Raw genomic sequence first — 20,499 nt, 5'->3', positions numbered from 1 at the left:
CATGCTCTACCGGGCCTCCATCGAGCCTGAATCCATGGCCCCGAGGCCGCTGAGTCGTGTGTGGCCTGTTTTGGATATCCTTCGGTCGATTTCACTGGGAGTTCGACATGTCAGTCTCGCGATATCGCTCGGGATCGTATGTCTGCGGGTCTCGCGTATCGGCACTCCGTGACCGGTCTTCTGCGCGTCGGGGCAGAAGCTGACGTGTGTCGCGGGGCCCCGGATCGCGGAGGGCCTCACCGCGAGCCGCCCGCCGGCCGGCGAGATCGCGCCCCGTCTGCACTCTGCCCGCCGACCGGCGAGAACGCCCCCGTCTGCACTCTGCCCGCGACCCCGTCCGTGCGTCCGCCCTTCTGCCCAGCAGCCCTCAGGGCAGCGCGAGCCCGGCGGCGGCTTCATCAGGCAGTGCGGGCTCTGCCTCCACGGCATGGAACAGGCCGGGGCCACCGGAGGCCGGCACTCCGCGACGGGATCCACGCCGAACTTGCACGACTCATCACGCAGGAGGGTCGAAACCTGATGGCCGGGACGGAACGGACCGCGGAACGCGGTGGGGACTGGCGTATCGCCGAGGCGGAGACGGAGCGGGAAATCCGCAGATGTTGGCCCGTGTTCCGTGAGCTGCGCCAGAACATTCCGGACGAAGAGCTGTATGTGGACCGGTGGAGACAGCAGCGGGCCGAGGGGTACAGAATTTCATTCCTGGAGAGAGAAGGGGAGGTTCTGGGAATCGCCGGGTACCGCTTGGTCAACTCCATGGCGTGGGGGCGCATCATCTATCTGGATGACCTCGGAGTCCTGGAGGAGAAGCGGGGTGAAGGCCTGGGGGCGGCACTTCTCGGACATGTAAAGAAAGAGGCGTACGGACTGGGCTGTGAAGCAGTCCATCTGGATACCGGATATCACCGGAAGCGGGCACACAGAACCTATCTCCGCAATGGGTTCGAGCTGGATAGTCACCACCTCACATGGGAGGTTGCCGGAACGTGAGGGAATTACTCAGGCGTCACGAGTACCTTGCCGAGACCCGCCCCGACGACCCCGCCATCAGCTATCGCAACGAGCCGCATGCCGGGCCGACGCTCACCTGGGCCGACCTGTGCGCGCGGGCCGAGAAACTGCGGGAGGTCCTGCTGGACAACGGTGTGCGACGGCACCGGGTCTGTGCCCTGGTCCTGCGCGACCACCCGGACCTCGTCCCCATCCTGCTGGCTCTGTGGCAGCTCGACTCCCCTCCGGTGCTGCTCGACCCCAAGTGGGGACCCCGGCTCAGTGAAGCCGTACTCGCCCACAGCACGCCCGGCCTCCTCATCGAGCCCGGACCCGAGCCGCGCATCCGCCGCATCGGCCCCGACTCCGGTGAACACGCCCCGGCGGACGCGATGTTCATCGGCTACACGTCCGGCAGCACCGGCGATCCGAAGGCCATCGTGTTCACGCACGAACGCCTTCACGAAGGCACGCTCGGCAATGCTTCCGCGTCGGAACGTCTGCACGGCTCCCGTCCACGGCGCATCGGCCGGTCGATGCGGATGTCCGGCTCCGGAGTCATCAACCTGCACCACACCTGGGGCGCCGTACTGGGCGCGTGCGTGGTGGTGCTGCCCGAACTGACCGTCAGGAACGCACGGGACCACTGGGCCCGGCTGGCGGCGCACGACATCGATCAGACCTTCCTCGTCCCGCAGCTGATCGATGTGATCAACCGATTCGCCGCCGACCGTGACACATCCGGTGCCGGTCCGCTCTGCTTCACGGGCAGCGCACCGCTGTCCGCGCGGATACAGGACCGATTCCAGCAACGGTTCGGACTTCCCCTGTTCAATGCGTACGGGCTCTCCGAGACCTCGTCCGCGGCGTTCTTCGGCCGGCGGGGAGGGGACGGACTCGCGACCAACAGCATCGGGGTCCCCGAACGGGCCGAAGCGCGGCTGCGTGACGCGACGGGACGGGTCGTCGAAGGAACGGGGGAGGGCGAGATCGAACTGCGCGGCGCGCAGGTCTTCGGCGGCTACTACCGCAACGAGTCGGCGACGCGGGAGACGCTGGTCGACGGCTGGCTGCGCACCGGCGACATCGCTCGCCGTGACACGGACGGCTTCTACCACCTGGTCGGGCGGAGCAAGGACGTGGTGATGAAGGGCAGTTACGCCATCCACCTGAACGAGGTGGAGGAGGTGGCGTCGGCTCACCCCGATGTCCTGGAGGCCGCCGGAGTGCCCCTGCGCCTTGCCGACAGCAGTGAGGACATCGGTGTCCTGGCCCGGCTCGTGGACGGCGGCGAGGCGAGTGCCGCAACCTTGCTGACCTGGCTCCGAGATGCCCTGGGCGTGCAACGGGCGCCATGCCGTGTGGTGCTGACCACCGAGCCGCTGCCCCGGGGCGGCCAGGACAAGCTGGACCGTCCGCACATTGTCGCGCGCTGGGACGCCCTGCCCGGAGTGCCGCGCAGTCTGCGCAGCTCGTGGCAGGGCACGCACACCACCGGAACGCCCGGCGAAGGGCAGCGATGATCGCCGGGATCACGCACCTGACGATGGAGGCGGACCTGGATCGGGGCGTGGACGCCGCCACGGCATGGGGCCTGGGTCTCCGGTTCCGTGACGAAGTCGCACTGCCGGCCTCCTTCGAGCAGGTCGAGGACGACGCCCACATGCTGCCGCTGGCCCTTCTGGCCGGCCCCGGTCTCCAACTGGAGGTCGTGCAGCACCGCCGGACGTCCGGCGGTCCGGGCGCGTACACCGGCGTCTTCGCGTGCCGTCCCCCGGCCGGTCCGCCGGTACGGGACCGCCCGCGTACCGGTGAACTGCTGCGCCGAGCAGGCCTGGTGAAGGACCCGGTGTGCGTGGCGGTACCCGTGCCGCGCGGCGAGGCCTGGTTCGACGCCTCGGCGGCCGCCGACGGGCTCGCGGGCATCCTGTGTTCCGTGCGGGACGTGCCGCGCGAGGCGGAGTTCTGGAGCGACTTCGCGAGGGCCAAGTGGGTGCGTGTCACGGCCGACGAGGCGTGGGGGCGCCTTCCCTCGCCCCTCCCCGGGAGTTCCGGCGCCATCGTCCTGGAGTCGCGGACCGCCGGCGCGCCCACCCGGGCAGGCGCGGGTCACGCGATGAACGATCGGGGCTTCCCTTCGATGGGTGTCCTGAGCACCGCCGTCGACGCCGACTGTGCCCGGGCGGTCGACGCCGGCGGGGCTCTGCTCGCTGCTCCGATCACCACGGCCGTCGACGGCCGATCGGTCCGCATGGCCCTGTTCGAGACACCGGGAGGCGCTCCGGTCGAACTCCTCTCCGTGGCAGCCGGTCCCCGCCGGCTGAGAAGCGCGGATGCCCCCGGAGCCCTCGGGGGCTCCGACAACGAGTAGCGCGCCGTCCTGTTGAGCCACCACTGACTGGATCGTCCATGGTTCATGCCCTGCGCATCAGAAACCCCCAGGCTGTGACGGGCTTGTGGACTCGGGATTTCCTGCTGTTCTTCGTCGCTCGTTTCGCGTCACTCCTCGGAGACGTGATGCTGCCCGTCGCCATCACGGCCGCCGTGATCGAGTCGGGGTACGGTGCGGAAGGCGTCGGCTACGCGCTCGCGGCGCAGGTGGCACCGTTTGCGGCCCTTCTGATCCTCGGCGGGGTGCTGTCGGACAGGTTCGGCGCCCGCAGGCTGATGGTGATCGCGGACGCGGCCCGGCTGGTGTGCCAGGGGGCGCTTGCCCTGCTGTTCCTCACGGGCCGGCCGGAACTGTGGCAGATCCTTGCGCTGATGGCGCTCACCGGTGCCGGCGGAGCGGTCTTCCAGCCCGGTGTCGCGAGCGTCACGCCGCGGATCGCCCGGGATGTGCAGAAGGCGAACGCCACCCTCGGTGTCGCACAGTCGGTCACCACGGTGGTCGGCCCTTCGCTCGCCGGGCTGCTGCTGGCGTTCGCGTCGCCCGGGTGGGTGGTCGCCTGCGACGGTGCGACCTTCGCGGTGAGCGGGGTGTGCCTGCTCATGGTCCGCTCGGTGTCGATGGCCGGTGCGGGCGGCGGCGCGGCGAAGTCGTTCCGTCTGGACCTGGTCGAGGGGTGGCACGAGTTCCGGGCCAGGACGTGGCTGTGGAGCGTCATCGTGCTCTGGATGGTCCTGCAACTCAGCTCCTGGGGGCCCACGCTCACCCTCGGGTACAGCACGCTGGTGACCGACCACGGGGCTTCGGTGTTCGGTCTGATCATGTCGGCGTTCGGAGTCGGCAACGTGCTCGGCGGCCTGGTGGCGCTGAGGCTTCGCCCCGAGTACCCGCTCAGGGCCGCCACTCTCGCGGTGAGCGTGTACGTCCTGATGCCGCCGGCGGTCGCCTTCGGTCTCTCCGCATCGCTCGTCGCGGTGTGCTTCGCCATCGGTGGCGCAGGCCTGGCGTTCTGGAGCGTCATGTTCCACACGAGCGTGCAGACCCTCATCCCTCAGCACGTCCTGGGACGGGTCCACGCCTACGACGCAGCCGGGTCACTGGTCATGCTGCCGGTCGGGCAGGCGATAGCCGCCCCGGTCGCGGTGGTCCTGGGGACGGTCCCCGTGCTGGTCACGGCCGCGGGCATGGGGCTGGTCGTCTGCGCCCTCCTGCTGGCCGTCCCGGCGGTACGCGATCTCCGAAGAGCCGATGGCTGAAGCCGGCGGACGAGTGTCGAACCCAACGCCGACGACGGGATTTCCGGAACGAGACGAGGAGGATCATGGGCGACGAGCGGACCTTGCTGGAGCTCAATCCGTCGCAGCTGCGCAACCTGCGTAACTGGGCTGCTGCCGACCTGCCGCACAGGGCTCTCAACCTGGAGCTGCGCGTGCGCCACGAAGCGACCGCGGCCGAGGCCCTGGAGGCGCTCGGGGAGCTGATACGCGCACACGAGGGGCTCCGCAGCAGGCTCGCCCGGGACGAGGCGGGCAGGCTGGTCCAAGAGGTCCTGCCGCCCGAGGCGGCCACGTCTGCGACGCGTCTCGCGGAGCTGGTGGAGACGGCCGAGCATCGGGACGACGCCGGGGACGACTGGCAACCCGTCCCGGTGCCGCCCGGACAAGGCGCTCTGAAGGCGGTGCTCTTCACCCGGGCCGCCCACGTCGTCGCGATCAAGCTCACCCTCTCGCACGTCTTCGTGGACGCGCTGGGAGCACAGGTCGTCGCCCGGCATCTGCGGCAGCTCCTCGCCGGGGACGTCGACCCCGGGTTCCGGGCTCCGCGTCAGGCCGGCGCGTTCGCCAGATCGCCCGAGGACCCCGTGATCATGAGGAATACGGAGCATTGGCGGAAGACTCTCGCCAACGCTCCGAGATCGTGCACGTACGGCGCGGTGAGACGGGAGAAGGAAGAGCTCTGCCAGGAGGCGCACGAGCCGCTCGGCCCCCAAGAGGCCGACGGAATGGAACACGCCTGCAAGGAGCTCGGCATCAGCCCGCACACCGCCTGGGTCACCGCCATGAGCGTTGTCGCGAGCCGGCTGTCCGGGAGCCATCGCCAGGTATTCAAAGCCACCTTCGCGAACCGCCTCTGGCCCGCCGACTTCCGAGCCGTCGCGCAACTGGCCCAGCCGGTCTTCGCCTTGATCGACGGGAGCGAGGACGACTCCGTGCGAGAGAGGGCCACGAAGGCCGCTCGCAGCCTGGCGTCGGCGTTTCAGCACGGTATGTACGACGCGAACGCACTCCTGGACTGGCTGAACTCGGAGACGATGTTCAACGGTGCCGCATTCCAGCCGGCCTTCGAGGTCAACTACCTCCCTGCTTTGGGCCACGAGGAGGCGGGAGCCCTCCGTCTGCCGGAGACCGAAGAGGTCCACCTGGCCACCACCGGTGTCGACCCCCACTCGGGGAAACCGGAACTGGTCCTGGTGATACGTCATCTGCCGGAGCCCCATCTGTGGCTCACCGCACGCCGGCCGGTGATCGCGCACCGAGACGCCCCCACCGTGCTGCGGCACTGCCTGGCCGTCATCCGCGCGCTCCGCGATCGCCCGGACGCCGCGCTCTCGGACCTCCCCGTCCCCGCCTTTCCCGAGTCCGGCGGCCTCCTGCGAGGTCACCGCAGCCAGGTGGCGATCGATCTGGGGATGACCCGCTCGCTCGTGGAGTCCGCTCCGGGGGTCGACGCCTGCGAGCTGGACCCCGTGCGCGGCGCCGACGGCACCGTACGGATACGGGCGCGGGTCCGTACGGCGGGACAGCGGGAGCCCGCCCGGCTGCTGGCCTGGCTGCGCGCGGAACAGCCATGGTTCGCAGGGTCCGTGATACCGGACGACCTGGTGATCTGAGTACGTCTCGTTGTTGTTGACAGGGAGAGTGGATGCGGACACGCACATTGATCACCGGTGGTGGCGGATACGTGGGATCAGCCCTGGTGAAGAGGCTTGCCGAGGGCGGCGATCACGACGTCGTCGTCGTGGACAGCGGCCTCACGTCGGGCCGTACGGAGCGGGAGCCCGGTGTCTCGTACGTTCGTGCCGACATCCGTGACTGCGCAGGATGGACCCACGAACTGACCGGAGTGGACAGCGTGGTGCACCTCGCGGCCGTGGTGGGTGACCCGGCGTGCGGCCTGGCACCGCAACTTGCCTGGGAAGTGAACTACTTGGGGACCGTCCGCCTGGCGGAGGCGTGCCGCCGAGCGGGTGTCGGGCGATTCGTGTTCGCCTCGACCTGCAGCAACTACGGGATATCCGGAAGCGATCCGGCCGAAGTCACATCGCCGCTCTATCCGCAGTCGGTGTACGCGGCCTCGAAGGTCCAGGCCGAGCACCATCTCCTGGTGAACCGGGACGAACATTTCACCCCGTTCATCCTGCGCTTCGCCACGCTGTACGGGCTCGCGCCGAGAATGCGGTTCGACCTGGCCGTCAACGTCATGACCGGCGACGCCGTGCACAAGGGAAAGGTGACCGTGCACGGGGGGCGTCAATGGCGGCCGTTCCTGCATGTCCAGGACGCGGCGAGGGCCATCCACCTGGCGCTGGGGGCGGATCGCACGACGATCACCCCGCAGGTCTACAACTGCGGGCCGCTCGCGGACGGACACCGGATCATCGATGTCGCGCGCCTGATCGCCGCAGAGGTGCCCGGAACCGAACTGGTCATGCAGGACACCGTGACCGACCACCGTGACTACCGGGTCGACTTCAGCCGCATCCGCCGCGACCTCGGCTTCCGCGCCGGAATGCGGGTGGTGGACGGAATCCGGGAGATCAAGGGCCGGCTCGACGCAGGGGATTTCAAGGACTACGCGGACGCCCCCTACAGCGACCTCCTGGCGCTGACGGATTCCCTGCACCGCAAGGATCCCGCCAGCGGCTGTCGTACCGACCGGACCTGGCCCCACCTCACCCGGGCCACCACGGCCTGACCGTCTACGGAAGCTGACATGGACTACATCAGGGAATTGCGCAACCGCGTCGGAACACGACCGCTCCTGCTGCCCGGAGCGCTGGTCGTCCTCATCGACGACAAAGGAAGGATCTTGCTCACGCGGCGCACGGACACCGGCGAATGGAGTCTGCCAGGAGGCCATATGGAACCCGGGGAGACCATCACGGACACGGCCTGCCGTGAAGTCCGGGAGGAGATCGGACTCGTCGTGGAAGACCTGACCCTTCTGGGTGTCTTCTCCGGCCCGGAGTTCTACTACCGCTATCCGAACGGCGACGAGATCTACAAGGTCACCCTGGTGTACTCGGCACCGTGTCCGCCAGGCTCCCTCGCGCTCGACGCGGCGGAGGTCAAGGAGGCGGCCTTCTTCCCCGTCGACGCACTGCCGCGGGACATGTTCATTCAGGAACGCCGCATCCTTGCTCGCGTCCTTCCCGTATCGGCAGCCGCAGTTGTCGTTCGCTGACATGTCGTCGGCGGTCCTCGGCGCGACGACGTCGCGTCCGACAGGCACCCCCGCCGCGAGGAAGGAGCGGAGCCATGCGCATCGAACTGGCCTGTGTGCCCGGAGCGCCGGATGTCCCCAACGAAGACCTGGTCGCCGTCTCCCTTCCCTCCTCCGGCGGCGGCGGCTCACTCGTCGTGCTGGACGGCGTGACCCCGCCGGCCGACGGCGACACGGGGTGCGTGCACTCGGTGCCCTGGTTCACCGCCCGCTTCGGCGCCGCGCTGCACGGACTGGTGGGGACGCGGCACGAGCTGCCCCTGGCCGAGTGCCTGGCCGAGGCGATCGAGCAGACAGCGGGCGCACACCGTACGACCTGCGACCTGACGCACGTACACACGCCGCAGACCACCGTCGTCGCGGTGCGCTGGGACCGGGACCGAGTGGAACACCTGGTCCTGTCCGACTCGACGCTGCTGCTCAAGGCGCCGGGCGGAGCGCTGCGCGTGGTGTTCGACAGGCCCGTGCTCGAACTGCCGCCGCCGCTGAGGGCGCTGCGCGACCGGGTGCGGGAGCTGCCGCTCGATTCCCCGGAACAGGAGGTGGCGAGGTGGGAGTACGGGCGGGCGGTGGAGGAACTGCGCAACGTCGAGGGCGGGTTCTTCACCGCAGCGGCCGACCCGGACGTCGCCCGGCGCGCGGTGACCGGAAGCACGCCGCGCGCCGAGGTCGCCACGCTGGCGGCGCTCACCGACGGTGCGACTCGCTGGACGGAGGTCTTCGGGTTCGGCGACTGGGAGGCCCTGCTCGGCCTGCTCCGCAAGGAGGGCCCGCACGAACTCGTCGGGCAGGTGCGGGCGGCGGAGTCGGCCGACCCGCTGAGCCGCCAACACCGGCGCGGCAAAACGCATGACGACGCTTCGGCGATCTATGTGGAGCTGTAGCGACGAGCCCGCTGCCGTTCGGTGCCGGGCGGCGGGTGCGGCCTGTCGCGGGCGCTCCGGGCAGGAGGAGCACCGCCGGGCAGCCCGGCGATGCATGCGACACGGCGAGGCGGCTTGGAGCCGTGCCGTCCTCGACGACGTCCCGGGCCGGTACGGCCCAGGACAGCCGTCCTGACGACGGGAGCCGCTACGGCACGTACTCCGGATCGCCCGATTCCGTGAGTGGCGGCTCGGCCTTCATGTGGGCAGGTGCCAGGGCCCGAAGGGCGTGGTAGCCGACGACGACGATCAATGTCCCCAGTGCGATGCCGCTGAGCTCGAAGTTGTCGGTGAGCGTCAGCCCGACGTTGCCGATTCCCACGATGAGTCCCGCGGCCACGGGCACGAGGTGGAGCGGGTTGGACAGGTCGACGCGGGAGCGGACCCAGATCTGGGCGCCCAGCAGGCCGATCATGCCGTAGAGGATGACGGTGATTCCGCCGAGGACACCGCCGGGGATGGCGGCCACGACGGCACCGAACTTGGGGCAGAGCCCGAAGAGGATCGCGAAGCCGGCGGCGCACCAGTAGGCGGCGGTCGAGTAGACGCGGGTGGCGGCCATGACGCCGATGTTCTCGGCGTACGTGGTCGTGGCGGGGCCGCCGACCGACGTCGACAGCACGGTGGCCGCACCGTCGGCCATGATCGCCGTGCCGAGCTTGTCGTCCAGCGGGTCGCCGGTCATCTCGCCCACGGCCTTGACGTGTCCGGCGTTCTCGGCGATGAGTGCGATGACGACGGGCAGGGCGACGAGAACCGCGGAGAGGGAGAAGCTCGGAGCGTGGAAGGTGGGAAGACCGATCCAGTCGGCCTTGGCCACCCCTGAGAGGTCGAGGCGCCAGTGGTCGACCGATTCGGTGCCTCCGGCGGGGGAGTGGATCTTGCCGAAGACGCGGTCGAGGACCCAGGAGATCAGGTAGCCGAAGGCCAGGCCGAGGAAGATCGCGATGCGGGACCAGAAGCCACGCAGCACGACGAGCGCGAAGCCCGTGAAGAGCATGGTGAGCAGCGCGGTCCACTGGTCCTGGGGCCAGTAGGTGCCCGCGGTGACGGGAGCCAGGTTGAACCCGATGAGCATGACCACCGCGCCGGTGACCACCGGCGGCAGGACGGTGTGGATGACGCGGGCGCCCAGAGCACGAACGGCTGCCCCGCAGAGGAAGAGGACCGCGCCGACGACCAGCAGCGCGCCGGTGAGGGTCGCCGCGTCGCCGCCCTGAGTCTTGATGACGGCGGCCACGCCGATGAACGACAGGCTGCTGCCGAGATAGCTGGGGATGCGGCCACGGGTGATGAGCAGGAAGAGGATGGTGGCCACACCGGATGCCATGACGGCGAGGTTGGCGTCCAGACCCATCAGGATCGGGGCGACGAAACAGGCTCCGATCATGGAGACCACGTGCTGAGCGCCGAGGCCGGCGGTGCGTCCCCAGGTAAGCCGCTCATCCGGTTTCACGACCTCGCCCGGTGCGAGGCTCTTGCCGTCGCCGTGCAGCTTCCAGCCGAAGCCCGCCATGGTCTTGCTCCTTGATGTGTTGCTGGGTGGTGATGAGGCCCGGCCGGTGAGGCCGGACGGCTTCGATCATCGGCGGCACATACGGTCCAGCGGCACGACGCCAGGGCCTGCCGTGAGGTGGGCACCTGCCGGGCGCACCCCCTGCCCCGCGGGGAGGCGCCGCCTGTCCGTCGTCATCATGGGTGTGACGGCGCGACGTACGGGGCACCGGACACCGCGACCGCGTGCCGGGCGCCGAGCCCGAAGGCCCGACGCACGCCGAGGCCGCCCATGGTGCTCCCTGTGTGAAGGTGCGGAGTCCGGTGCTTCGGCGGGCACGGTGCCACCGCGGAAATGATCAGAGCCATGTTAATGCCTCTCGTTTGGATCATGCCGGGCTCGCGGGCCCGGGCTCCCGGGCCCGGGCTCCCTGATCCGGGCTCACGGGCCCGGGCTCCCTGATCCGGCCTGATCCAAACGAAAGACCCCGGACCGGCCGCCGGCGCACTGGACCGCGGAGACCGCTGCGTCCGGGCACCGGAGCGCCCCCACGGCGTCGGTGAGCAGCCCCGGGCGGGACCGGGGCCGCACGCCTCAGGTGCGCGGCCCGGCCGGTGCCGCGCTCGGGGCGCCGACGTCCGAGGCAGTCACGGTCTTGCGGTCGCCGGCCCGCAGCACCCCGGCGCCGAGCACCAGTCCGAACGCCAGCACCGACACCACGCCGAACGAGACGACCAGCGAGGTGGCCTCGGCCAGGGACCCGATGGCCGACGGAGCGATGAGTCCCGAGGTGTACGTGATCGTCGCGACACCGGCGATCGCCTGGCTCGGGTTCGGGCCGCTGCGCCCGGCCGCCGCGAAGGCCAGCGGGACGACCACGGCGATGCCGAGCCCCAGCAGTCCGAAACCGGACATCGCCAGGGCCGCGTTCGGGGCGGTGACCACCATGATGCCGCCGGCCGTCGCGAGAACGCCGCCGGTCCGAACGGTCCGTACAGCGCCGAAGCGGTCGACGATCCGGTCGCCGGCGATCCGGGCGACCGCCATGGTCAGGGCGAAGGCGGTCGTCGACGCGGCCGCCAGTCCGGCCGAACTGTCCAGGACGTCGCGGAGGTAGACCGCCGACCAGTCCAGGCTGGCCCCTTCTGCGAACACCGCGCAGAAGCCGACCGCGCCGATGATCAGGGCCGACTTCGGCGGCAGGGCGAAACGAGGCGGCGGTTCCTCGTCCGGTTCGCTGCGCAGATCAAGCACGCGCTGACAGGCGATCAGACCCAGGGCGGTCAGGACGAGCGCGACGATCGTGTGGTGCAGCCGCGCGTCCGCCCCCACGTGGGCGGCCACCGTGCCCGCCGCCGAACCGATCAGGGCGCCGACGCTCCACATACCGTGCAGCCCGGACATGATCGACTTGTCGAGGCGGTTCTCCACCTCGACACCGAGCGCGTTCATCGCCACGTCGGACATGCCGGCCGACGCCCCGTACACGAAGAGAGCCGCGCACAGCGTGAGCAGGTTGGGGGCCAGGGCGGGCAGGATCAGGGCCAGCGTCCACAGGGCCAGCAGCCCGCGCAACGCGGTTCTGGCGCCGAAGCGGTGGCTGACGGCACCGGCGAGCGGCATCGCGAGCGAGGCGCCGATCGCCGGGAAGGCCAGGGCGATGCCGAGCTGCCCGGCGCTGACCCCGGCGTGGTCCTGGATCCAGGGCACCCGGGTGGCGAAACTGCCGGTCACCGCGCCGTGCACGGTGAAGACCGCGGCGACGGCGTACCTGGCCCGTCTCACCTCTTGCGCTCCGAAGACCGGAACCGTGGAATTCGTCGTCATACCGCTGTGCCCTCCCCTGGAAATGCTCTGTCCGCGTGGTTCGCGGCGCTCCTCTGCGCCCTGCTCCACGATGCGGGCAGTAAACTATCAGGAACCCTGCCTGATAAATAGACTGCCGGGATCGCGGCAGTGATCTGGAAGGATCCCGGCATGCCCGCATCACCGAGTACCGCCCGGGCCATCAACGACCGGCTCGCCCTGCGCCTCCTCCAGCAGGACGGCCCGCTGACGGCCACGCAGTTGAAGACCCTGACCGGGCTCTCCCGGCCCACGGTCGCCGACCTGGTCGAACGGCTGCAGGGCGCGGGGCTGATCCAGGTGGTCGGAGAGGCCGGGGCCGACCGCCGCGGCCCCAACGCCCGGCTCTACGGCATCGTCGCCGACCGCGCCCATCTGGCCGCCCTCGACGTACGTACGGACAGCGTCGCCGTGGTCGTCGCCGACCTCCTCGGCGTGACCCTGGCCGAGGCCACCCTGCCGATCGGCAGCGACACCCCGGCCGACGACGCCGTCGAACAGGCCGTCGCCCTCCTGGAGCGCACGGCGCGCACGGCCGGCACGGCGCCGCTCCACAGCGTCGGCATCGGCGCGCCCGGCCTCGTCGACCCGGTCACCGGCGAGCTGCGGGACACCACCGGACTGCCCGCCTGGCACCGCCGACTGGTCCGGGCGCTCCAGCAGCGCCTGCCCGCGACGGTGCTCGTGGAGAACGAGACCAACCTTGCCGCCGTCGCCGAACACCGCGTCGGAGCCGCCCGCGACCACGACACCTTCGTCCTGCTCTGGCTCGGCCACGGTGTCGGGGCGGCCGTGATGCTGGACGGGAAGCTGCGCCGCGGCGCCTCGGGCGGTGCGGGCGAAATCGGCTTCCTGCCGGTTCCCGGCACGATCGGGTTCCCCTCGGCCGTCAACTGCGACGGCGGCTTCCACTCCCTGGTGGGCTCGGCGCCGCTCTGCGAACTGGCAGCCGCCCACGGCATCACCGCACCGGCTGCGGGACAGGAGCCCGGAGCCGCGGGCGCCGTGCGTGCGGCGCTTGCGGGGGAGGGGGACAGCGAAGCCTTCCTCGACATCCTCGCGGACCGCCTCGCGCTGGGCGTCGCCGCGGTCGCCTCGGTCCTCGACCCGGGCTGTGTCCTGCTGGCGGGCGAGGTCGGCCATGCGGGGGGCGACGCGCTGGCCGCACGCGTCGAGGAACGGCTGGCCACGATGTCCCCGCTGCGCACCGAGGTCAGGGCCGGCCTGCTCGGCGGCACCGCGGTCCTGCGCGGCGCGCTGCTCGCGGCCCGCGAGGCGGCTCAGGACGTGTTGTTCGCCCCGGCGGTGTGAGCGTGCGCCGGATCCTCGGTGCGGGTGCTCCGTGTGGTGCGGGTGCTCCCGCGTGGTGCAGGGTTCGCCGCTACTCGGTGGGTGGGGTCCGGGGCCCCTCCGGGGCGTCTCCTCAAACGACGAACGTTCCGCCGGTACGCGAAGTGGCCCGGGTATGTGTTCGTCGTCCTGCGGGGACTCCCCTGCACGGCCCCGGACCGGCCGTCCTGCGTCTGCGACGGTCGTGTGGCCGGTGTGCAGACGCACGTGATGCAGGGTGGGGACGTGCAGGGGAGTCCCCGCAGGAAATGGCGTACGACCCGGGTTCATCACGGGCTTGGGTGCACACGCCATTTCTGAGGAGACGCCCCGGAGGGGCCACACCCCCACCCACCGGGTAGCGGCGAACCCCGCACCACGCGAGGGCACCCGTACCCAAGCCCGTCCGGCGATTGAGGACGGAACCCCGCCCCGGGACCGGGCAAGCACACCCGGTCCCGGGGCGGGGGGAAGCGTCAGCAGGCCCCGAGGTCCTGCCAGACACCCCATTCGCCGGTGGATCCGGGCGTGTCACCCTTCGTCCACCACTTGGCCTTCCACTGGTGCGAACCGTGGCTGACCGTCGCACCGGCGCCGTACTCGGCGCTCGCGCTCCAGGCCGTCGCGGCGCACGTGCCGCCGGTGGGGTCGGGGCTCGGCCCGGTGGTGCCGGTCGGGTCCGGCGACGGTGTGGGGCCGCCGGGCTCGACGACGGTCGTGCCGCGGGCCAGGTCGGCGGCCAGCGCGTACGACTTGCCGCCGAAGGACACCGTCCAGTTGGACGGTGTGGATGTCGGCAGGTAGTAGGTGAAGTCCACCTGTACCGAGGCGCCGGGCGCCAGGGTCTGCCAGGCCGGGACCTTCAGGGAGACACGGTTGTAGTCGCCCTTCAGCCCGCCGATGTTGTTGGTGGCGGTGTGGTCGCTGCGCACGATCGTGGTGCCGAAGCCAGACTGGTCCTTGGCGTTGGCGGGCGCCGAGGTCGCGTAGTCGAACTGGAACTCCGTGCCGCCGGGCAGCGTCGCCTTCGTGTTGTTGGTGATCTTCAGCTTGGGGCTGATCGGGTAGTTGGAGTCGCCGAGCGGGAACTGGTCGAAGGAGACGTCGATGTCCAGCGCCTGGATGGGCAGAGCGATGGTGGAGCGCTTGGCTCCGTACGGCGTGGCCGACCTGAAGGTGTCGTACATCGTCGAGGTGAGAGTGGAGCCGGGCTCGTACTGGCCCTTCGCGGCGTTCCAGCCGTAGTCGCCCGCGAGTTCCCAGATCATCGTGCCGCCGATGCCCTTGTCGGCCACGTAGTCCGCCTTGGCCTTCACCGACTGCTCGTCCTCGGTCGAGAGGAAGACCTTCTTCTCGGCGTTCCACAGCCAGGGAGCGACCAGCGTGGAGTCGTACTTGCGGACGTAGGTGCCCGACAGCTTCGTGTCCGCGGGGAATCCGTAGTCCGTGACGTAGTCGCCGACGACGCCCTTCTCCAGGTTCTTCGCGTGCCACATCGGGTTGGAGCCGGCCGGGGCCTCCTTGCCGTTGGTGTCCAGGTCGTGCCAGAGGTTGTCGATGCCGACGGCGCCGTCCCCGCACTTGGTCAGCCCCGCACCGGCCGGGCAGTCGGTCGTGGCCGCCTTGCCCCACAGGCCGTCGGTGCCGCCCTGCACGTTCTTGAAGCCGCGGGTGTAGTACGGCAGGCCGATGTTGATCCGGCCGGACGGCATCGAGCCGCGGAAGTAGTGGTAGGCCCAGTCCGTGTTGAGGTAGCCGGTCCCGCCGTACTGCGACGTCGAGTAGACGCTCGCCTGGGCGAGTTCGACGTCCTTGCCGTCGTCGAACAGTGCGGCGTTCGGGCCGACGTACTCGTTCCAGGCGCCGTGCAGGTCGTACGACATGATGTTGACGTAGTCCAGGTACTTCTGGACCTGGAAGGTCTCCATGCCGCGCAGCAGGTAGCCGGATGAGGGCGCGGCGACGCTGAGCAGGTAGTGCTTGCCGTCGGCGGCGGAGGCGCGGTCGAGCTTCTCGCGCAGCGTCTTCATCAGCGCGGCGTAGCTCTTGACGAGACCGGCCCGGCGGGCGTTGGACAGGGTCCAGTCCAGCGGGTTGCCCGCGTCCTTCATGGTGGTCGGGTACTCGTAGTCGATGTCGACGCCGTTGAAGCCGTACTTCTTGATGAAGTCGACCGTCGAGTCGGCGAAGGTGTTGATCCCGGCCTGGTTGACCGAGCCGTCGGCGTTGGTCGCCATCGAGTAGAAGCCGCCGGAGTCCACCCGCTTGCCGCTGTCGTCGAAGTAGCCGCCGGTCTCGGCCCAGCCGCCCACCGACACCATCGTCTTCACGTTCGGGTACTGCTTCTTGAACTTGTTGAGCAGGTTGAAATGGCCCTTGTAGGGGAGGCCCGGGTCCATTTCGGCACCGGCGACTCCCGGCCACGTCATGCCGGTCGAGGCGTTGTCCGGGCCATCGGCGCCGACCGAGAGCTTGTTGGCGCCGTCGACGTGGGCGAACGCGTAGTTGAGGTGTGTGACCTTGTCCCACGGGATGTCGGAGGCGAGGTAGGCGGGCTTGCCGTCCTTGCCGGTCCGCCAGTTGGTGAAGTATCCGATGACCCGCCGCGGGTGGTCGGCGCCCATCTTCTCGCGGCCCTCGGAGTCGTACACGGAGCAGTACGGGACGGCGACGCCGGGGGTCTCGTAGAGCCCGTCGGGGCGACAGGACTCCTGGTCGGCGGCGTGCGACACGGTTGCGGAGAGCGAGCCGATCAGCAGTGCGGCGACACTGGCGCCGGCTGCGAGCAGCGTAACTCTCGCGCGGGTGGGGGACAGCACGTTCGGTTCCTCCTGGGGAGGTCGGCAGAACACAACTGGCAAGGGGCTGGGTCGTGTTGGTTCCCGGGTGTGCGCACACCGCGGAACCGTTCCTCGGAGGTGACGCAGAGATTAAGAGGACTAGACCACTGCGTCAATAGGTCTGGACCAATAGAGTGCGAGTGTCCGAAAAGAGCCGTTGTCGCAGCCTGTTTGTGAGCCACTCCACAGCGTTCGCCCGTATGGGTCACGGCCAGTCGTGGCACACTGATCGTGTACCAGCAGCAGCGCACTCCGGGGTCGGTGTAATTCCGAACCGGCGGTTATAGTCCGCGACCCGTCCGCATCCAGCGGCCGGTTGACCAGGTGAGATTCCTGGACCGACGGTGAAAGTCCGGATGGGAGGCAGTGCGCGGCGGGCCGTTTCGCGGGTACGCCGCCGTCGGCGGATGGTTTTCGGGCGACCGATCCATCCGTTTTTCGGGCATATCGGCGTCCCTGTTCAGCGTTCCGCTTCATCTGTCGTCATCGACAGGCCCCGGAGTCCGTGCCCGAAGAGGCAGGAGGACCCGGTGGACACCGCAGCCGACGCCACCGCCATGCGCCGAGCCATCACGCTCGCCGCCCGCGGTCTCGGCTCCACCAGCCCCAATCCGGTCGTCGGATGTGTCGTCCTCGACGCGACGGGACACCTCGTCGGTGAGGGCTTCCACCAGCGCGCCGGAGGGCCGCACGCCGAGATCCACGCCCTGCGCGCGGCCGGCGCGAAGGCCCGTGGCGGCACCGCCTACGTCACCCTCGAACCCTGTAACCACACCGGACGCACCGGCCCCTGCGCACAGGCGCTCGTCGAAGCCGGGATCGCCCGGGTCGTGTACGCGGTCGGCGACCCGAACCCGCAGGCCACCGGCGGTGCGGACACCCTGCGCGCCGCCGGGACCAAGGCCGAGCAGGGCCTGCTCGCCGAGGAGGCCGAAGCGGTCAATGCCGCCTGGCTGACCTCGGTGCGCCTGGGCCGCCCGCACGTCACCTGGAAGTACGCGGCGACCCTGGACGGCCGGATCGCGGCGGCGGACTCCACCAGCCGCTGGATCACCTCCGCCGAGTCCCGCGCCGACGTGCACCGCCTGCGTGCCGAGGCGGACGCCGTCGTGGTCGGCTCCGGTACCGCCCGCACCGACGATCCCCAGCTCGGTGTACGGGGCATCGACGGCGCCGTCCAGCCGCTGCGGGTCGTCGTCGACACCGCCGCCACCGCCGTACGGCCGGACGCCCGGGTCCTCGACGCGACCGCGCCCACCGTGATCGCGGTCGCCGACGACGCCGACGCCCGCCACCTCCCCGACGAGGCCGTCCTGCGGCTGCCCCGTGCGGCCGACGGCCCGGGCCTGGACCTTTCCGCACTCCTCGCCGCCCTCCACGGGCGCGGCGTCCGCTCCGTACTCCTCGAAGGCGGTCCGACCCTGGCCGGGGCCTTCGTCGCGGCGGGACTGGTCGACAAGGTCGTCGGCTATCTGGCCCCCGTACTCCTCGGCGCCGGGCCCGCGGCCCTCGCCGAGGCCGGAATCTCCACCATCGCCCAGGCGTTGCGCCTCGATGTGACCGAGGCCGTACGTATCGGTCCCGATCTGCGCATCACCGCCGTCCCCGGCCCTGCCCCGAAGGGAAACTGAGTGTTCACCGGAATTGTCGAAGAGCTGGGTGAGGTCACCGCCGTCGAGAACCTCGGCGACGCCTCCCGATTCCGCCTGCGCGGTCCCGTGGTCACCGAGGGTGCGAAGCACGGTGACTCGATCGCCGTCAACGGTGTGTGCCTGACCGTCGTCGACCTCGGCGAGCACGACTTCACCGCCGATGTGATGGCCGAGACCCTGAACCGCTCCAGCCTGGGCGCGCTGGCGACCGGCTCCCGGGTCAACCTGGAGCGCCCCATGGCGCTCGGCGGCCGGCTCGGCGGGCACATCGTCCAGGGGCACGTCGACGGCACGGGCCGCATCATCGAGCGCAAGATCTCCGAGAACTGGGAGATCGTGAAGATCTCCCTGCCGGCGGACCTGACCCGCTACGTGGTGGAGAAGGGATCGATCACCGTCGACGGCGTGAGCCTGACCGTCGTCGACGCCGGACCCGACTACTTCACCATCAGCCTCATTCCCACCACCCTCGCCCTGACCACGCTCGGCATCAAGGAGCCCGGCGACCCGGTCAACCTCGAGGTGGACGTCATCGCGAAGTACGTCGAGCGGCTGCTCGGCAACTCCGCGCAGGAGCACGGGGAGCCGGCGAAGTGAGCGCCCTGCACTGGCTGAACTCGGAGGCGTTCACCGTCTTCGACCAGCACATCATCTGGTCCGACATGATCGGCAACACGATCGGTCTGATCGCCCTCACCCTGGGCTGGCTCCGCTCGATCTGGACCTGGCCCGCCCAGCTCCTGTCCGGCGCCGTGCTCGTCGCCGCCAATGTCTCCGTCCACCAGGCGGGCAGCGTCGGCAAGCAGGTCGTCGTCATCGCCGTGGCCGTATGGGGCTGGCAGCAGTGGACCAGGGGCCGGCAGCAGGCCCAGGACGGATCCATCGCCGTACGGTTCGCCACCTGGCGCGAGCGCGGCTACCTGCTCGGTGGAGCCGCCCTCGGCACCCTGGCGGTCGGCGGCCTGTTCACCGCGTTCCCCTCGCTCTCCTGGAGCCCGTGGGCGGACGCGTACATATTCGCCGGGACGCTCGTGGCGATGCTCGCCCAGGCCCGCGGCATGGTCGAGTTCTGGTTCGCCTGGCTCCTCGTCGACCTGGTCGGTGTACCGCTCAACTTCCACAGCGGTCTCGCCTTCTCCGGTCTCATCTACGTCGTCTACGGGGCCCTCGTCCTGTGGGGCATGCGCGACTGGTGGCTGCGTACGCGGACACCCGCTCTGGAAGGAGCCACGGCATGACTGCCCAGCCCGCCTGGTTGCACCGGGAACACGACGTGCCCGTCGAGGACCTCTCCCTCGACCCCGTCGAGCAGGCCATCCGTGACATCGCGGCCGGCCGGCCCGTCGTGGTCGTCGACGACGAGGACCGGGAGAACGAGGGCGACCTCGTCATCGCGGCCGAGAAGGCCACGCCCGAGATCATCGCCTTCATGATGAGCGAGTGCCGCGGACTCATCTGCGCGCCCATGGAGAACGACGAACTGGAGCGGCTCGAACTGCCGCAGATGGTCGAGCACAACACCGAGTCGATGAAGACCGCTTTCACCGTCTCCGTCGACGCCTCGGCCGCCCACGGCGTGAGCACCGGCATCTCCGCCGCCGACCGCGCGACCACGCTCCGGCTGCTCGCGGGCGGCACGGCAGGACCCGGCGACTTCGTGCGCCCCGGCCATGTCTTCCCGCTGCGCGCCCGTACCGGCGGGGTGCTCGTGCGCAACGGCCACACCGAGGCCGCGGTCGATCTGGCCCGGCTGGCCGGGCTGCGGCCCGCCGGCGCGATCGTCGAGATCGCAGGGGAGGACGGCGTCATGCTGCGCCTGCCCCAGCTGGTCCCGTTCGCCCGCAAGCACGGGCTGACGATAATCTCCATCGAGGACCTGATCGCCTACCGGCGGACCTCCGAGCCGACCGTCCGTCGCGAGGCCGAGGTGCGGCTGCCGACGAGTTTCGGCGCGTTCACCGCGTACGGCTACCGCTCCACCGTGGACGGCATCGAGCACGTCGCCCTGGTCCACGGCGACATCGGGGACGGCGAGGACGTCCTGGTCCGGGTCCACTCCGAGTGCCTGACCGGCGACATCTTCCAGTCCCAGCGCTGCGACTGCGGTCCCCAGCTGCATGCCTCCATGCGGCGCATCACGGAGGAGGGCCGCGGCGTGATCGTCTATCTGCGCGGCCACGAGGGCCGCGGCATCGGACTGGTGTCCAAGCTGCGGGCGTACGAACTCCAGGAGCGCGGCGTCGACACCCTCGACGCCAATCTGGAACTCGGCCTGCCCGCCGACGCCCGGGACTACGCGGCCGGTGCCCAGATCCTCAAGGACCTCGGCGTGCGCAGCCTGCGACTCATGACGAACAACCCCGAGAAGACCGCCGCGATCCTGCGGCACGGTCTGGCGGTCACCGGCCGTGAGCCGATGCCCGTCCAGGCAGGCGAACACAACCTGCGGTACCTGCGCACCAAGCGCGACCGCATGGGCCACGACCTGCCCTGGCTCGACGCCGCCACCGCGTCGACCTGCGGCAACCAGTAG

General features: G+C 70.2%; 16 protein-coding genes and 1 riboswitch. Of the genes, 13 read left to right on the top strand and 3 right to left on the bottom strand.

Annotated features, from left to right (window positions below):
- Positions 1-519 precede the first annotated feature (519 nt).
- The 8 genes from ABT025_RS14130 (at position 520) to ABT025_RS14095 (ending at position 8,766) form a co-directional block, all read left to right on the top strand.
- The gene (locus ABT025_RS14130) at positions 520-990 is read left to right on the top strand and encodes a GNAT family N-acetyltransferase (protein WP_350993570.1); all 471 of its coding nucleotides are present in this window, start codon (positions 520-522) and stop codon (positions 988-990) included.
- Positions 987-2,513: a class I adenylate-forming enzyme family protein gene (locus tag ABT025_RS14125; RefSeq protein WP_350993568.1), complete on the top strand. Its 1,527-nt coding sequence runs from the start codon at positions 987-989 to the stop codon at positions 2,511-2,513. Before ABT025_RS14130 ends, ABT025_RS14125 begins: the two co-directional genes overlap by 4 nt.
- A complete protein-coding gene (locus ABT025_RS14120) occupies positions 2,510-3,361 on the top strand; it encodes a hypothetical protein (protein WP_350993566.1) in 852 nt (283 codons plus the stop codon). The genes ABT025_RS14125 and ABT025_RS14120 overlap by 4 nt, the downstream gene beginning before the upstream one ends.
- A gap of 74 nt (positions 3,362-3,435) precedes the next feature.
- Positions 3,436-4,635, top strand: coding sequence for an MFS transporter (locus ABT025_RS14115; protein ID WP_350993564.1), 1,200 nt, complete (start codon positions 3,436-3,438; stop codon positions 4,633-4,635).
- A gap of 65 nt (positions 4,636-4,700) precedes the next feature.
- Positions 4,701-6,269 carry a condensation domain-containing protein gene (locus tag ABT025_RS14110; RefSeq protein ID WP_350993562.1) on the top strand — a complete coding sequence of 523 codons (1,569 nt, stop codon included), beginning with the start codon at positions 4,701-4,703 and terminating at the stop codon, positions 6,267-6,269.
- Positions 6,270-6,301: 32 nt separating this feature from the next.
- Entirely contained in the window at positions 6,302-7,354 is a 1,053-nt protein-coding gene (locus ABT025_RS14105) for an NAD-dependent epimerase/dehydratase family protein (RefSeq protein ID WP_350993560.1), read from the top strand.
- Positions 7,355-7,372: 18 nt separating this feature from the next.
- Positions 7,373-7,843, top strand: a complete 471-nt coding sequence (locus tag ABT025_RS14100) for an NUDIX hydrolase (protein WP_350993558.1) — start codon at positions 7,373-7,375, stop codon at positions 7,841-7,843.
- A gap of 74 nt (positions 7,844-7,917) precedes the next feature.
- Positions 7,918-8,766, top strand: a complete 849-nt coding sequence (locus tag ABT025_RS14095; RefSeq protein WP_350993556.1) for a hypothetical protein — start codon at positions 7,918-7,920, stop codon at positions 8,764-8,766.
- Between the two features lie 187 nt (positions 8,767-8,953).
- Here ABT025_RS14095 and ABT025_RS14090 read toward each other — a convergent pair whose 3' ends face one another.
- Together ABT025_RS14090 and ABT025_RS14085 are read right to left on the bottom strand one after the other, a co-directional pair.
- A complete protein-coding gene (locus ABT025_RS14090) occupies positions 8,954-10,321 on the bottom strand; it encodes a uracil-xanthine permease family protein (RefSeq protein WP_350993554.1) in 1,368 nt (455 codons plus the stop codon).
- Between the two features lie 573 nt (positions 10,322-10,894).
- Complete coding sequence (locus tag ABT025_RS14085) at positions 10,895-12,127, bottom strand: MFS transporter (RefSeq protein ID WP_350993552.1); 1,233 nt, start codon at positions 12,125-12,127, stop codon at positions 10,895-10,897.
- A gap of 150 nt (positions 12,128-12,277) precedes the next feature.
- Here ABT025_RS14085 and ABT025_RS14080 point away from each other — a divergent pair, with 150 nt between their 5' ends.
- Entirely contained in the window at positions 12,278-13,456 is a 1,179-nt protein-coding gene (locus tag ABT025_RS14080; RefSeq protein WP_350993550.1) for an ROK family transcriptional regulator, read from the top strand.
- A gap of 494 nt (positions 13,457-13,950) precedes the next feature.
- Here the strand turns inward: ABT025_RS14080 and ABT025_RS14075 are convergent, their stop codons facing one another.
- A complete protein-coding gene (locus tag ABT025_RS14075) occupies positions 13,951-16,293 on the bottom strand; it encodes a chitinase C-terminal domain-containing protein (RefSeq protein WP_350993548.1) in 2,343 nt (780 codons plus the stop codon).
- A gap of 264 nt (positions 16,294-16,557) precedes the next feature.
- Positions 16,558-16,688: riboswitch (FMN riboswitch) on the top strand.
- Positions 16,689-16,844: 156 nt separating this feature from the next.
- Between ABT025_RS14075 and ribD the strand changes: the two genes are divergently transcribed.
- Genes ribD through ABT025_RS14055 form a run of 4 tightly spaced genes read left to right on the top strand, consistent with a single transcriptional unit; the run spans position 16,845 to position 20,499 of the window.
- The gene (gene ribD, locus ABT025_RS14070; RefSeq protein ID WP_350993546.1) at positions 16,845-17,945 is read left to right on the top strand and encodes a bifunctional diaminohydroxyphosphoribosylaminopyrimidine deaminase/5-amino-6-(5-phosphoribosylamino)uracil reductase RibD; all 1,101 of its coding nucleotides are present in this window, start codon (positions 16,845-16,847) and stop codon (positions 17,943-17,945) included.
- Complete coding sequence (locus tag ABT025_RS14065; protein ID WP_350993544.1) at positions 17,946-18,563, top strand: riboflavin synthase; 618 nt, start codon at positions 17,946-17,948, stop codon at positions 18,561-18,563.
- Positions 18,560-19,204 carry a nicotinamide mononucleotide transporter family protein gene (locus ABT025_RS14060; protein ID WP_350993542.1) on the top strand — a complete coding sequence of 215 codons (645 nt, stop codon included), beginning with the start codon at positions 18,560-18,562 and terminating at the stop codon, positions 19,202-19,204. Before ABT025_RS14065 ends, ABT025_RS14060 begins: the two co-directional genes overlap by 4 nt.
- Positions 19,201-20,499, top strand: a complete 1,299-nt coding sequence (locus ABT025_RS14055; RefSeq protein ID WP_350993540.1) for a bifunctional 3,4-dihydroxy-2-butanone-4-phosphate synthase/GTP cyclohydrolase II — start codon at positions 19,201-19,203, stop codon at positions 20,497-20,499. The genes ABT025_RS14060 and ABT025_RS14055 overlap by 4 nt, the downstream gene beginning before the upstream one ends.

Source organism: Streptomyces sp. NPDC002809 (genome assembly GCF_040295435.1).
Lineage (GTDB): Bacteria > Actinomycetota > Actinomycetes > Streptomycetales > Streptomycetaceae > Streptomyces.
This window is presented reverse-complemented; position numbering and strand designations above follow the sequence as displayed.

Coding starts and splice junctions, on each gene's coding strand:
- ABT025_RS14130 (WP_350993570.1), top strand. CDS start 520: ATGGCCGGGACGGAACGGACCGCGGAACGCGGTGGGGACTGGCGTATC.
- ABT025_RS14120 (WP_350993566.1), top strand. CDS start 2,510: ATGATCGCCGGGATCACGCACCTGACGATGGAGGCGGACCTGGATCGG.
- ABT025_RS14110 (WP_350993562.1), top strand. CDS start 4,701: ATGGGCGACGAGCGGACCTTGCTGGAGCTCAATCCGTCGCAGCTGCGC.
- ABT025_RS14105 (WP_350993560.1), top strand. CDS start 6,302: ATGCGGACACGCACATTGATCACCGGTGGTGGCGGATACGTGGGATCA.
- ABT025_RS14100 (WP_350993558.1), top strand. CDS start 7,373: ATGGACTACATCAGGGAATTGCGCAACCGCGTCGGAACACGACCGCTC.
- ABT025_RS14095 (WP_350993556.1), top strand. CDS start 7,918: ATGCGCATCGAACTGGCCTGTGTGCCCGGAGCGCCGGATGTCCCCAAC.
- ABT025_RS14090 (WP_350993554.1), bottom strand. CDS start 10,321: ATGGCGGGCTTCGGCTGGAAGCTGCACGGCGACGGCAAGAGCCTCGCA.
- ABT025_RS14085 (WP_350993552.1), bottom strand. CDS start 12,127: ATGACGACGAATTCCACGGTTCCGGTCTTCGGAGCGCAAGAGGTGAGA.
- ABT025_RS14080 (WP_350993550.1), top strand. CDS start 12,278: ATGCCCGCATCACCGAGTACCGCCCGGGCCATCAACGACCGGCTCGCC.
- ABT025_RS14055 (WP_350993540.1), top strand. CDS start 19,201: ATGACTGCCCAGCCCGCCTGGTTGCACCGGGAACACGACGTGCCCGTC.